Genomic DNA, 13,038 nt, shown 5'->3' on the forward strand with positions numbered 1-13,038 from the left:
CTCCGTCGGCGCCGGGCCCGTGCGGAGCGCCCCGCGCCGGGGGCTCGGATAGGGTGAATCGGTACGAATTGGGCCCCCTCGGGGTGAGGTCGGTGCATTGGACACGTACCAGTCGACGAGCAAGGTGCCCGACCCGCCGGCGGCGGCGGTCGGGTACGCGGGCGTACTGCGCGAACTGCTCCCGATCGCCCTGTGGCGGGAGGACGCGGACGGCCGCGTCGTGGAGTGGTCCCTGGCCGCCCAGGACCTGCTGGGCCACCGCCCCGAGGACGTCCTCGGCCGCCCCGGCACCGCCGTGCTCGTCCCCGAGGCCAACCGCGAGCTCGCCGACGACCTGACCCGCCGGGTCCAGGCCGGCGAGACCGTCGTCGGCACCCTGCCCGTGCGCCACCGCGACGGACACCGGGTGGCCATGGAGATGTGGATCGTCCCCGCCGCCGACCCCCAGGGCCGCACCGGCGCCATGCTCATCGCCGTCGAGACCTCCGAGGTCCTGCGCATGCGGGACTCCCTCGCCGCCCTCCAGAGCCTCTTCACCCAGTCCCCGATCGGCCTGGCCACCCTCGGCCCCGACCTGCGCTTCCTGCGCGTCAACGACGCCCTCGCCCGGATGAACGGCGTCCCCGCCGCCCAGCACCTCGGCCGGCGCCTCAGCGAGGTCGTCCCCGGCGTCAACGCCACCGCCCTGGAGGACACGATGCGCCAGGTGCTCGAACGGGGCACCGCCGTCGTCGACGTCCGCCGCACCGGCCGCACCCCCGCCGACCCCGGCCACGACCGCACCTGGTCCTGCTCCTACGCCCCCCTGCTCGACGGCAGCGGCCGTCCCCTCGGCCTGATCGCCTCCCTCATCGACATCACCGAGGGCCAGCGGGCCCTCCTGGAGGCCGAACGGGCCCGGTCCCGCTTCGCCCTGCTCGCCGAGGCCGGCACCCGCATCGGGACCACCCTCGACCTGGGCCGCACCGCCCAGGAGATCGCCGACCTCCTCGTCCCGCAGCTCGCGGACTCCGCCGACGTACAGCTCCTCGAAACCGTCCTGGACCCCGACGAGAGCGCCGTCGCCGCCGCCTCCGCCCACGGGGTGCTGCGCAGGCTCGCCGCCACCTTCCCCGACCCCGCCGCCCCCACCTCCCGCCTCGCACCCGGCCAGACCTTCCAGATCCCCGCCGGGACCGTCTACGAGCGCGTCATCGCCGAGGGCGTGCCCATGAACCTGTACGCCTCCGACATCCCCGCACTGATCACCGACCCCCGCGCGGACGCCCTGCGCGACTACCTCGCCACCCTCGGATCGGCCCGCATGGTGCCCCTGGTCGCCCGCGGCAAGGTCCTCGGAGCCGTCGCCGTGACCCGGCTGAGCTCCCGCGAGCCCTTCGACGCGCAGGACTGCGTCCTCATCGACGAACTGGTCGCCCGGGCCGCCCTGAACATCGACAACGCCCGCATGTACACCAGCCAGCGCCAGGCCGCCCTCACCCTCCAGCGCAGCCTCACCAACAGCGCCCTGCCCGAGGTGCCCGGCCTGGAACTCACCGGCCGCTACCTGCCCGCCAGCGAGCACGACGTCGGCGGCGACTGGTTCGACGTCATCCAGTTGCCCCGCGGCCGCACCGGCCTCGTCATCGGCGACGTCATGGGCCACGGCATCCACGCGGCCGCCGTCATGGGCCAGCTCCGCACGGCCGTGCGCACCCTCGCCCGCCACGACGTACCGCCCGCGCGGATGCTCCGCTCCCTGGACGCGGTCGTGGCCGACCTCGGCGAGGACGAGATGGCGACCTGCGTCTACGCCGTCCACGACCCGGTGACGGGCGGCTGCGTCGTCGCCCGCGCCGGGCACCCGCCGCCCGCCGTGGCCACCCCCGGCGGACGGGTCGCCTTCCTCCAGGGGCCGCCCGGCCCCCCGCTGGGCACCGGCGGGCGGGATTTCCGCACCGAGGAGGTCCCGCTGCCGCCCGGGACCCTGCTCGCCCTGTACACCGACGGGCTGATCGAGTGCCGCCACCGGGACCTCGACGAGGGCATGGACCGCCTCGCCCGGACCCTGCGCCGGGCGGACCGGCCGCTGGAGGAGCTGTGCGACGACGTCCTGGCCCGGCTGCTGCCCGAGGCTCCGCAGGACGACGTGGCCGTCCTGCTGGCCCGCACCTCCCGCACCCCGTGACGAGTCGGGCGGTCCTCACCAGCCCAGGTCCTCCAGGGCGTCCAGGTCCATCTCCAGCGGCACCAGGGCCTCACCGCCCGACGACGACAGCTCCGCCCAGATGACCTTGCCGCGCTCCGTGTAACGGGTGCCCCACCGCTCGGCGTACTGGGCCACCAGGAACAGGCCCCGGCCCCCTTCGTCCGTCGTCGCCGCGTACCGCAGGTGCGGGGAGGTGCTGCTGCCGTCGGCGACCTCGCAGATCAGCGACCGGTCGCGGAGCAGCCGGACCCGGATCGGCTCGTTCCCGTACCGGATGGCGTTGGTGATCAGCTCGCTGAGGATCAGCTCCGCCGTGAACGAAGCCTCCTCCAGCCCCCAGTCCCGCAGCTGCGCGGCGGCCTCCCGCCGCACCCGGGAGACGGCCGCCGGATCGTCGGGCACCTCCCACTCCGCGATCCGGTCCGGCTCCAGCCGCCGGGTGTCCGCCACCAGCAGCGCGATGTCGTCGCTCGGCACCGGGACCAGCATCGCCGACAGCACGTCCGCGCAGGCCTGCTCGGGGCTGCGGCCCGGCCGCGACAGCGTCTCGCTCAGCAGCGCTAGCCCGCTGTCGAAGTCCCGGTGGCGGTCCTCCAGCAGCCCGTCAGTGAACAGCACCAGCCGGCTCCCCTCGGGCAGCTCCAGCCGTGCCGTCTCGAAGGGCATGCCGCCGACCCCGAGCGGCAGCCCGGTGGGCAGCTCGGGGAACTCCACCCGCCCGTCCGGGTGCACCAGGGCGGGCCCGGGGTGCCCGGCGCTGGCCATCGTGCAGTGCCCGGACACCGGGTCGTAGACGGCGTACAGGCAGGTGGCGCCGGTGATCCCGGCCGGCGGCTCCTCCGCGTCCCCGGCCAGGCCCGGGCCCTCGGCGCCCGCGCCGGACTCCCCGTCCTCCAGCTGGTCGATCCGGTCGGTCAGCTCGTCCAGGTGGCCCAGCAGCTCGTCCGGCGGCATGTCCAGGGTGGAGAAGTTGTGCACCGCCGTCCGCAGCCGGCCCATCGTCGCCGCCGCGTGCACCCCGTGCCCGACCACGTCGCCCACCACCAGCGCCACCCGGGTCCCCGGCAGCGGGATCACGTCGAACCAGTCCCCGCCCACCCCCGCCGTCGCCGGCAGGTAGCGGAACGCCGCGTCCACCGCGCTCAGCCGGGGCAGCACCCGGGGCAGCAGGCTCCGCTGAAGGGCCACGGCGGTCGCGTGCTCGCGGGTGAACCGGCGGGCGTTGTCGATGGACACCGCCGCCCGCGTTCCCAGCTCCTCCGCGAAGGACAGGTCCTCCTCGTCGAAGGCCTCCGGGGTGTCGGCCGCCCGCCAGAAGTTGGCCATGCCCAGCACCACGCCCCGGGCCTGGAGCGGTACGGAGATCAGCGAGTGGAAGCCGTAGTCCAGGGCCTGCTTCGTCCCCGCCTCGTCCTGCGCCCGCCAGCCCATCGCCGCGTGCAGGTCGGCGGCCAGCACCGCGTGCCCGGCGGCCAGGGCCGTGGCCATCGGAGCCGTCGGCACGTCGAAGCGGATCACGTCCCCGACCGGCTGGAGCGGCTGGTCGGAGCGGGTCCCGCTCATCGCCGCCCGGCGCATCCGGGTGTGCGCCCCCGCCGCCGACGAGGGCTCGTCCCCGCGCAGCACCGGCTCCAGCAGCTCGACCGTGACGAAGTCCGCGAAGCGCGGCACCGCCACCTCCGACAGCTCCTCCGCCGTCCGCACCACGTCCAGGGTGGTGCCGATCCGCACGCCCGCCTCGTAGAGCATCTGGAGCCGCTCCCGGGCCACCTCGGCGCGCCCGGACAGCGCCGCCAGCTCGGTCGTGTCGCGCAGGGTGGTGACACTGCCCGAGGGCCGCCCGGCGAACGGCTCCGTGGGCCGTACGTTGACGGCGAGGAGCCGGTCGCCCGCCAGGTGGACCTCGTCCGTCGCCACCCGCCCCGACAGCAGCAGTTCGGTGGTGCGCGGGTCCAGGCCGAGGTCGCCGACGTACCGCTGTTCGGCGTCGGCGGGCAGGTCGAGCAGCCGCCGGGCCTCGTCGTTGGCGAGCAGCAGCCGGTGGTCGGCCCCGACGATCAGCACGCCCTCGCGCACGGCGTGCAGCACCGCCTCGTGGTGCTCGTTCATCCGGGCCATCTCCACGGCGCCCAGGCCCCGGGTCTGGCGCCGCAGCCTGCGGCTGACCAGGGCGGCGCCGCCGGTGCCCAGCAGCAGGGCGCCGGCCGCCGCGCCGAGCAGCAGCGGCAGCTGGCCCTCCACGGCGTCGCCCACGTTCTCCACCTCGATGCCGGTGGCGACCAGCCCCACGACGTCGCCCCGCCCGTTCCGTACGGGGACCACGGCGCGGACGGCGTCACTGGGATCCCCCCGGAACACCTCGGTGAAGGACGCGCCCGCCACCGCCCGGGAGAGATCCCCGGTGGCGCGCCGGCCGATCAGCTCGGGTCTGGAGTCGGTGAAGCGGACCCCGTCGGTGGTCATGACGGCGACGAAGTCCACCCCCGCGCCGCGGCGGGCGCCCTCGGCCAGCGGCTGGAGCGCGGCCGTCGGGTCGGCCGACGCCAGGGCCGCGGGCAGGCCGGGGGCGTGCGCGAAGGCCTCGGCGGCGGCCAGCGAGCGGTCCCGGGCGCCGCGCTCGCTGTCGTAACGGGCCTGGAACACCAGGGCCAGCGCGGCCGCGGCGATCAGCACCAGCACGATGACGGCGGTGACGGAGAAGACCTGTCCGGCGATGCTGTGCCGGGCCGCCCACAGGCGTGCGGGCAGGCTCGCGGGCCGCGTCTCCCTGTGCCGACCCGAACGTCCGGTCATGAGCCATTTCTAACACTGTCGCCGCCCGCGGGAGCGGTGGCCGCGGCCGCCCGGTACGCGCGCGGGCTCAGCCCGAAGGAGGCACCGAACTGCTGGCGGAAGGTGACCTCGCTGGCGAACCCCGCGCGCCGGGCCACCTCGGGCACCGGATGGTCGGTCCGCTCCAGGAGCTTGCGGGCCTCGTCCAGACGGCGGCTCAGCAGCCATCTGTGCGGCGTGGTGCCGGTGGCCGCCGTGAAGTGCCGGGCGAAGGACCGCGGGGACATGCCCGCCCAGCGGGCCAGGGTCGCCACGTCCAGCGGCTCGTGCAGCCTGCGCAGCGCCTGCTGCCGTACGGCGGCCAGCGCCTCGGCCGTGCGGTCCGCCGCCGGGGTGGGCCGGTCCAGGTACTGGGCGTGGTCCCCGGTGCGGAAGGGGCCGGTGACCATTGAGCGGGCGATGGCGGCGGCGGCCTCCGCGCCGTGGGCCTCACGGACCAGGTGCAGGCACAGGTCGATCCCGGAGGCCACCCCGGCCGAGGTCCACAGCCCGTCGTCCTCCACGAAGAGCGGGGCCTCCTCGACCAGCACCGCCGGGTAGCGGGCCGCCAGCTGCGGGGCCAGCCACCAGTGCGTCACCGCCCGGCGGCCGTCCAGCAGCCCCGCCTCGGCGAGGACGAACGCCCCGGCGCAGAGCGCGGCCACCGGCACCCCGCGGGCGTGCGCCGCGCGCAGGGCGGCGAGGACGGGCTCGGGCGTCGGGTCGGCGGGTTCGGCCAGTGCCGGTACGACGATCAGGTCGGCCTGCCCCAGCCAGTCCAGGCCCCGGTCGGGCATCAGGGTCAGCCCGCCCGGCAGGGAGATCGGCCCGTCGTCCAGGGCGCAGCGGCGCAGCTCGAAGACGGGGACTCCGGTGCGGCTGCGGTCGGGGCCCCAGACCTCGGTGATGACGGCGAGGTCGAAGCCGCGGATCCCGGGCTGGGCGACGATGGCGACGCGCTGCATGGGGCCACTGTGCCAGAGCCCGGGCGGGCGGTACTGCCAGACTGGCAGGATCTCATCGGTTCGCAGACCCGGGACCCCTGGGGCGGCTGCGGCCGGCGGGACACGATGGAGCCATGACAGAGAACGCGATCGAGATCGCCGCCGACAGCGCCCTGCTCGTGATCGACGTCCAGAAGGGCTTCGACGACGCCTCCTTCTGGGGGAAGCGCGACAACCCGGACGCCGAGGCGAACATCGCCGCCCTCATGGACGCCTGGCAGGAGACCGGCCGCCCGGTGGTCCTGGTGCGGCACGCCTCGCTGCGGCCCGGCTCGGTACTGGCCCCGGACCACCCCGGACACGCCTTCAAGGACCTCGTCGAGGACCGCCGGGGCCAGGAGGCGCTGCTGGTCACCAAGACCGTCAACTCGTCCTTCTACGGCACCCCGGACCTGGAGGCCTGGCTCAGGGCGAGCGGCATCGGCCAGCTGGTCGTGACCGGGATCCAGACCAACATGTGCGTCGAGACCACCGCCCGGATGGCGGGCAACCTCGGCTACGAGGTACTGGTCCCGCTGGACGCCACCCACACCTTCGACCTCGCCGGCCCGGACGGCCTGTCCCTGACCGCCGCCGAACTGGCCGCGGCCACCGCGGTCAACCTCCACGGCGGCGGCTTCGCCCGCGTGCTGACCACGGCCGAGGTGCTCGACGCCGCCGGGGCGGCGCACGCCGCGTAGCCGGTGCGGGTGCGTGCGGGAGCGGGGCGACCACCGCTGCGCGGAGCGGTCCCCTACCCGCCCTTCGCCCGTTCCCCGGGGGGCTCTGCCCCCAGACCCCCGCGCCTCAGACGTCGGCGGGGCTGTTCATAGCCCGCCGGCCCCGCCGGCCCCGCCGCGGCTCCGCCCCGGGGACGGGCGAGGCCCGTCACCCCGCAGGGGGTGACGGGCCTCGGGGCCACGGCCGGCCCGGGTCAGAGGACCTCGGCGGCGATGTTCTCCGCTACGCGCTCCAGCAGGGGACCGGCGTTCGGGATGGACTTCGCCGGGTCCGGCTCCAGGTCCGTCAGCGGGTACGCCTTGCGGATGCCCGCCGCCTCCAGGGCCTCCTGCCCCAGCAGCAGCCGCCCGCACACCGCCACCACCGGCTTGCCCGCCGCCCGCGCCGCGGCCGCGACACCGGCCGGGGCCTTGCCGTGCAGGGTCTGCTCGTCCAGGGAGCCCTCACCCGTGATGACCAGCGTGGCCCGCTCCAGCGCCGGGGCGAAGCCCAGGACGTCGAGCATCAGCTCGATGCCGGGGCGGAAGCTGGCGCCCAGCAGCAGCGCGCCGTAGCCGATGCCGCCCGCACCGCCCGCGCCCGGGGAGGCGGCGAGCTCGGCCGCCTTCGCGCCGATCGACTTCTCCAGCACCACCGCGAAGTGCGCCAGCGCCGCGTCGAGCGCCGCCACGTCCTGCGGCGAGGCGCCCTTCTGCGGGCCGTACACCGCCGCGCAGCCCTTCGGGCCGGTCAGCGGGTTGTCCACGTCGCTGGCGAGGACGAACTCCACCTCCGCGAAGCGGGGGTCGACCCCGGACAGGTCCGCCGACGCCAGCTGCGCCAGCGCGCCGCCGCCCGGACCGACCGGTTCGCCGTTCGCGTCCAGGAACACCGCGCCCAGCGCGGCCAGCATGCCCGCGCCGCCGTCGGTGGTCGCGCTGCCGCCCACACCGAAGACGATCGAGCGCGCGCCCGCGTCCAGCGCGGCCTTCAGCACCTCGCCGGAGCCGTACGTGGTCGCCGTCAGCGGGGCGAAGGTGCCCGCCGGCAGCAGCTGGAGCCCGGAGGCCTCCGCCATCTCGACCACGGCGGTCCCGTCGCGCAGGGCGAAAGCGGCCGTGACCTGGTCGCCGAGGGGGCCGGTGACCCGTACCTCCCGGCGTTCGAAACCGGCCGCCACGGCGGCCGCGACCGTGCCGTCGCCGCCGTCCGCGACGGGGAGGGTCTCGACCTCCACGTCCGGTACGGCCCTGCGAAGGCCGGCCGTCACCCGCTCGGCGACCTGAACGGCCGTGAGCGAACCCTTGAATTTGTCCGCGGCGATGAGCACGCGCGCGGCCTCAGTTACTGCTCCGTCCGTCACCTTGCTATCCCTTGCTATCGAACAGTGCAGTCGCGCCACCATGAGCTTATCCGGAGGATCCTCCTATGCCCACGAGTGGCCTGGGCCACATGCGGCGCGCCATGCGCGTAAATAGGGATATATCCCCGCATAGTGTGGCCCCATGAGCGCGGAATCACTGGAACAAGCACGTCCGGACGCCCCCGGAACGGGGTCCGGGGGTCCGGCGGACGACTCACCCGACCTCGGGGTCGTCACCGTCGGGGTGCTCGCCGTGCTCGCCGTCGTCGGCTGGGCCGCCCTCGGCAAGGACTCCTTCGACACCGCCTCCTCCACCGCCCTGGCCTGGGTGCTGGCCAACTTCGCCTGGCTCTTCGTGATCGCCGCCGACGTCTTCCTCGTCCTGTGCGTCGTCCTCGCGATCAGCCGCTTCGGCCGGATCCGGCTCGGCGCCGACGACTCCGAGCCCGAGTTCGGCAACCTCGCGTGGATCGCGATGATGTTCAGCGCCGGCATGGGCATCGGCCTGATGTTCTACGGGGTCGGCGAGCCGCTCACCCACTACCTGAACCCGCCCCCCGCCAGCGGCGCCGCCCCCGGCACCGGGGCCGCCGCCCGCGCCGCCCTGGACTACTCGTTCTTCCACTGGACCCTCACCCCCTGGGCCATCTACGGCATCGCCGGCCTCGCCCTGGCCTACGCGACCTTCCGCAAGGGCCGCGGCAACCGCCTCAGCTCCGCCTTCGTCCCGCTCATGGGCGAGGCGCGGGCGGCCGGCCGGCCCGGCAAGGCCATCGACCTGCTCGCCGTCTTCGCCACCGTCTTCGGCACCGCCACCAGCCTCGGCCTCGGCGCCCTCCAGGTCGCCAAGGGCCTGAACATCACCACCGGCATCGAGGACTCCACCGGCGTCGAGCTGGTCATCATCGCCTCGCTCTCCGCCGCCTTCGTACTGTCCGCCTTCTCCGGACTGCACAAGGGCGTCAAATGGCTCAGCACCGTCAACATCGTGCTCGCCGCCGCCCTGATGCTCTTCGTCTTCGTCCTCGGCCCGACCGTCTACATCCTCGACGTCATCCCGGCCGGCGTCGGCAGCTACCTGCACGAACTGCTGCCCATGGCCTCCCGCACCGGCGCCTTCACCGACAGCGCCTGGCTCGGCGCGTGGACCATCTTCTACTGGGCCTGGTGGCTGTCCTGGGCCCCCTTCGTCGGCACCTTCATCGCCCGCATCTCCCGCGGCCGCACCATCCGCGAGTTCCTCATCGGCGTCCTGCTCGTCCCCAGCGGGGCCACCGTCGTCTGGTTCTGCGTCATGGGCGGCACCGCCATCCGCCTCGACTCCACCGGCGCCGCCGACCTCGCCTCCAAGGTCAAGGAGGGTGCGGAGGCCTCCCTCTTCGCCATGCTCGACGCGCTCCCGCTCGGCACCCTCACCTCCTGGGTCGCCATGGCCCTGGTCATGACGTACTTCGTCACCAGCGCCGACTCCGCGTCCCTGGTCATGGGCTCCCTCACCAGCCGCGGCTCCCTGCACCCGCCCACCTGGCTCGTCGTCACCTGGGGCGTCCTGATGGCCGCCGTGGCCGCCGTCCTGCTCGTCGCGGGCGGCCTGAAGTCCCTGCAGACCGCGACCATCCTGGTCGCCCTGCCCTTCGTGATCGTCATGCTGCTGCTGTGCTGGGCGCTCCTGAAGGAACTCCGCGAGGACCCCGGCGCGGGACCCGCCCGCCACCCCGCCCTCCACGGGCTGCGGGACGCCGTCAAGGCCATGGTCGGTGACGCCATCACCGAGCAGGGCCAGACCCGCCACCCCCGGCTGCGCCGCGTCGCCGAATCCCGGGGACGCGACCGCGAGGACGGCGACGGCACCTGAACGGGTTCCGCGCGGGCCCGCCCTGCCCGGCGGCCCGTACCGCCGGTTAGGGTGGCCGCGTGACCACCACGGATGACTTCGCCACCTACATCGCGAGCCTGCCCCGGGTGCTGGCCGGAGCCGCCGCCCTCTTCCGCGACGAACGGGGCCGGGTCCTGCTCGTCGAGCCCAACTACCGCGAGGGCTGGGCCCTGCCGGGCGGAACGGTCGAATCGGACAGCGGCGAGTCACCCCGTACGGCCGCCCGGCGCGAGAGCGCCGAGGAGATCGGCATCGACGTCCCCCTCGGCCGGCTCCTCGCCGTCGACTGGAGCGTCGGCGCCGGCCGCCCGCCGCTCGTCGCCTACCTCTACGACGGCGGCGTCCTCGACGCCGTACAGCTCGACTCCATCAGACTCCAGGAGGAGGAACTGCTCTCCTGGAAGCTCGTCGAACCCGACGAACTCACCGGCCACCTCCTCGGATCGCTCGGCCTGCGCACCCGGGAGGCGTACCGCGCCCTGGAGACGGGCGAGGGCACCGTGGAACTGGAGAACGGCCGCCGGCCGGTCAACCCCTGAACCACCCCGCGAACTTGGACTCCTCCGACCAGGGCAGAATCAACAGATGATCACGATGTACGCCTGGCCGAGCACGGCCGACGGGCCCGACGCCCTCCCCATGGTCCACTTCACCACCGACGAGCAGTCGGGCGGCGAGGTCTCCGAAGAGGGCATGCCGATCTGGCTGTTCGACACCGCGATACGCGAGGGCGGCTGGTCCGCCTTCGAGGACTTCGAGGGCTGGTCCGCGCCCGCCGAGGGCTGGCAGGCCTTCTACCGCCGCGAGGACGACGTCCTCGCCGTCACCGGCCCCGGCGCCTGCGAGGGCTGGTACCAGGGCCGGCTCGGCGCCGACGACGACTGGATCAAGGCGGCCGCCACCCAGAACAGCGTGGTCCTGCTCGCCGCCCCCGTCCAGCACCCGTCCCTCTACGCCTACGCCGTCGAAGCCGGCGCCGGCTTCGCCCTGCTCGCCCCGCTCGTGGTGATCTGACCTAGGCCCCGACGCCGCTCTCGAACTCCAGCAGCCGCACCTTGCGCTCGATGCCGCCGCCGTACCCGGTCATCGAGCCCGAGGCGCCGATCACCCGGTGGCAGGGCACGATGATGCCGACCGGGTTCCTCCCGTTCGCCAGACCGACCGCGCGCGAGGCGTTCGGCTTGCCGAGCTCCGCCGCGAGCCGCCCGTACGACCACGTCTGCCCGTAGGGGATCCGGACGAGCTGCTCCCACACGCTGCGCTGGAACGCCGTCCCCTCCAGCCGCACCGGCACGGTGAACTCGGTCAGCTCCCCGGCGAAGTACGCGGCCAGCTGCCGCCGCACCTCGGGGAACGGCTCCTCGGAGTCCGCCACCCGCTCGCCGAAGGACTCCTCGGCCGGCCGGTGCCGCTGGCCCGTCATGTACAGCCCGCTGAGGACCCCGTCGGAGGCGACCAGGGTGAGCGGCCCGTACGGGCTGCCGACGACGGTGTGGACCTTGTTGCTGACGCTGCTGACGGTGCTGCTCACGACGGTGCTCCTTGTGCTACGGGCAGATGGTTGATCGGGTGGTCGTCGGTGGCCCACAGGTACTGGACGGCGTACGCGCGCCAGGGCCGCCAGCCGCCCGCCCGGGCGGTCAGGGCGGCGGGCGTGGACGGCAGCCCCAGCGCCCGCGCGGCCTTGCGGACCCCCAGGTCGGACGGGAGGAAGGCGTCGGGGTCGCCCAGCGCCCGCATCGCGATGACCTCGGTGGTCCACGGCCCGAACCCGGGCAGCGCGGACAGACGGGCGCGGGCCGCCTCCCAGTCGCTGTCGATGCCGAGCGGCAGCGAACCGTCGGCCAGGGCCGCGACCAGGGTGGTCAGCGTCGTGCGGCGACTGCGCGGCATCGACAGCGACTCCGGGTCGATGCCGGCCAGCGCGGCGGGGGAGGGGAACAGGTGGGTCAGCCCGCCCTGCGGGTCCTGCACGGGCTCCCCGTACGCGGCCACCAGCCGGGCCGCGTGCGTACGGGCGGCCGCGGTGGACACCTGCTGCCCGAGGACCGCCCGTACGGCGAACTCCGCCGCGTCGACGGTACGCGGCACCCGGCGCCCGGGCGCCTTGTCCACGAGCGGGGCCAGCAGCGGATCGGTGCGCAGCTGCCCGTCGACCGCCTCCGGGTCGGCGTCCAGGTCGAGCAGCCAGCGGCAGCGGCTGATGGCGATGGTCAGGTCCCGCAGGTCGGTCAGCGCGAGCCGGCAGCCGATGTGGTCGGGGCCGGGCGTCAGCGCGACCACCCCGGAGCCGTACGGGAGCCGCAGCGTCCGCCGGTAGGCCCCGTCACGCCACTCCTCCACCCCGGGAACGGCGGTCGCGGCCAGGTGCCCGAAGAGGTTGTCGGGGTTGAGCGGCGCCCGGTAGGGCAGCCGCAGGCCGATCGTCCCCGGGATCCGCGGCTCGCCCCGCCCGCCCGCCCGGCGGCCCGCCCGCAGGCGCAGCTCGCCGGGGGTGAGGGCGAAGACCTCCCGGACGGTCTCGTTGAAGTTCCGGATCGAGGAGAACCCGGCGGCGAAGGCCACGTCCCCCATCGGCAGCTCGGAGGTCTCGATCAGCAGCCGGGCGGTCTGGGCGCGCTGCGCCCGGGCCAGGGCCAGCGGCCCGGCACCGAGCTCGGCGTTGAGCTGCCGCTCGACCTGCCGGGTCGAGTACCCGAGCCGCAGCGCCAGCCCCGGCACGCCCTCGCGGTCCACGACCCCGTCCTGGATCAGCCGCATCGCGCGTGCGACGGCGTCGGCGCGGGCGTTCCACTCGGGCGAGCCGGGACTGGTGTCGGGGCGGCACCGCTTGCAGGCCCGGTAACCGGCCTGCTGGCAGGCGGCGGCACTGGGCAGGAAGCTCATGTTCTCGACCTTGGGCGGCACGGCCGGGCAACTGGGCCGGCAGTAGATGCCGGTCGTCCGGACCGCGGTGAAGAACCACCCGTCGAACCGGGCATCCTTCGACCGCACGGCCCGCACGCAGCGGTCGGTGTCGGTGTACATGGCTCCAGCATCCCGGTCGCACCCTGGGCAGGGCTGGCAGTTTTCCGACATCAAGCCTACGTCGGGACGG

Annotated in this window: 10 protein-coding genes; 5 read left to right on the plus strand and 5 right to left on the minus strand. The window is 74.6% G+C overall.

The genetic code is table 11. The features are described from left to right. The first annotated feature begins 97 nt into the window (after nucleotides 1–97). Nucleotides 98–2,167, plus strand: coding sequence for a SpoIIE family protein phosphatase (locus tag D1J60_RS28975; RefSeq protein WP_125823086.1), 2,070 nt, complete (start codon nucleotides 98–100; stop codon nucleotides 2,165–2,167). Between the two features lie 15 nt (nucleotides 2,168–2,182). Here the strand turns inward: D1J60_RS28975 and D1J60_RS28980 are convergent, their stop codons facing one another. Both D1J60_RS28980 and D1J60_RS28985 read right to left on the minus strand, forming a co-directional pair. Beyond that, nucleotides 2,183–4,981 (minus strand): SpoIIE family protein phosphatase, encoded by a 2,799-nt coding sequence (locus tag D1J60_RS28980; RefSeq protein ID WP_125823087.1) that lies wholly within the window; start codon nucleotides 4,979–4,981, stop codon nucleotides 2,183–2,185. Next, nucleotides 4,978–5,964 carry a helix-turn-helix domain-containing protein gene (locus D1J60_RS28985; protein WP_164720987.1) on the minus strand — a complete coding sequence of 329 codons (987 nt, stop codon included), beginning with the start codon at nucleotides 5,962–5,964 and terminating at the stop codon, nucleotides 4,978–4,980. The genes D1J60_RS28980 and D1J60_RS28985 overlap by 4 nt, the downstream gene beginning before the upstream one ends. 113 nt (nucleotides 5,965–6,077) lie before the next feature. Between D1J60_RS28985 and D1J60_RS28990 the strand changes: the two genes are divergently transcribed. Next, on the plus strand, nucleotides 6,078–6,683 hold the full coding sequence (locus tag D1J60_RS28990) for a cysteine hydrolase family protein (RefSeq protein ID WP_125602719.1): 606 nt from the start codon (nucleotides 6,078–6,080) through the stop codon (nucleotides 6,681–6,683). A 233-nt stretch (nucleotides 6,684–6,916) separates the two neighbouring features. Here D1J60_RS28990 and D1J60_RS28995 read toward each other — a convergent pair whose 3' ends face one another. Further along, a complete protein-coding gene (locus tag D1J60_RS28995; RefSeq protein ID WP_125823089.1) occupies nucleotides 6,917–8,065 on the minus strand; it encodes a glycerate kinase in 1,149 nt (382 codons plus the stop codon). 142 nt (nucleotides 8,066–8,207) lie between these two features. On the opposite strand from D1J60_RS28995, the gene D1J60_RS29000 reads away from it, so the two are divergent. From D1J60_RS29000 to D1J60_RS29010, 3 genes are read left to right on the plus strand one after another with little or no spacing between them, the layout of a single operon-like run. Then, nucleotides 8,208–9,920, plus strand: coding sequence for a BCCT family transporter (locus D1J60_RS29000; protein ID WP_125823090.1), 1,713 nt, complete (start codon nucleotides 8,208–8,210; stop codon nucleotides 9,918–9,920). Nucleotides 9,921–9,979: 59 nt separating this feature from the next. Continuing rightward, a complete protein-coding gene (locus D1J60_RS29005; protein ID WP_125823091.1) occupies nucleotides 9,980–10,480 on the plus strand; it encodes an NUDIX hydrolase in 501 nt (166 codons plus the stop codon). A gap of 46 nt (nucleotides 10,481–10,526) precedes the next feature. Continuing rightward, nucleotides 10,527–10,955 carry a hypothetical protein gene (locus D1J60_RS29010; RefSeq protein WP_042802173.1) on the plus strand — a complete coding sequence of 143 codons (429 nt, stop codon included), beginning with the start codon at nucleotides 10,527–10,529 and terminating at the stop codon, nucleotides 10,953–10,955. Between the two features lies 1 nt (nucleotide 10,956). Here D1J60_RS29010 and D1J60_RS29015 read toward each other — a convergent pair whose 3' ends face one another. Continuing rightward, complete coding sequence (locus D1J60_RS29015; protein ID WP_125823092.1) at nucleotides 10,957–11,472, minus strand: methylated-DNA--[protein]-cysteine S-methyltransferase; 516 nt, start codon at nucleotides 11,470–11,472, stop codon at nucleotides 10,957–10,959. After that, on the minus strand, nucleotides 11,469–12,968 hold the full coding sequence (locus D1J60_RS29020) for an AlkA N-terminal domain-containing protein (RefSeq protein WP_125823093.1): 1,500 nt from the start codon (nucleotides 12,966–12,968) through the stop codon (nucleotides 11,469–11,471). The genes D1J60_RS29015 and D1J60_RS29020 overlap by 4 nt, the downstream gene beginning before the upstream one ends. Nucleotides 12,969–13,038: the final 70 nt, after the last annotated feature.

Source organism: Streptomyces sp. W1SF4 (assembly GCF_003950035.1).
In the GTDB taxonomy this organism is placed as follows: Bacteria; Actinomycetota; Actinomycetes; order Streptomycetales; family Streptomycetaceae; genus Streptomyces; species Streptomyces racemochromogenes.

Bases quoted from the DNA above. Each gene is read 5' to 3' on its own strand.
- D1J60_RS28980 (WP_125823087.1), bottom strand. From the start codon at position 4,981: ATGACCGGACGTTCGGGTCGGCACAGGGAGACGCGGCCCGCGAGCCTG.
- D1J60_RS28985 (WP_164720987.1), bottom strand. From the start codon at position 5,964: ATGCAGCGCGTCGCCATCGTCGCCCAGCCCGGGATCCGCGGCTTCGAC.
- D1J60_RS28990 (WP_125602719.1), top strand. From the start codon at position 6,078: ATGACAGAGAACGCGATCGAGATCGCCGCCGACAGCGCCCTGCTCGTG.
- D1J60_RS29000 (WP_125823090.1), top strand. From the start codon at position 8,208: ATGAGCGCGGAATCACTGGAACAAGCACGTCCGGACGCCCCCGGAACG.
- D1J60_RS29010 (WP_042802173.1), top strand. From the start codon at position 10,527: ATGATCACGATGTACGCCTGGCCGAGCACGGCCGACGGGCCCGACGCC.
- D1J60_RS29020 (WP_125823093.1), bottom strand. From the start codon at position 12,968: ATGTACACCGACACCGACCGCTGCGTGCGGGCCGTGCGGTCGAAGGAT.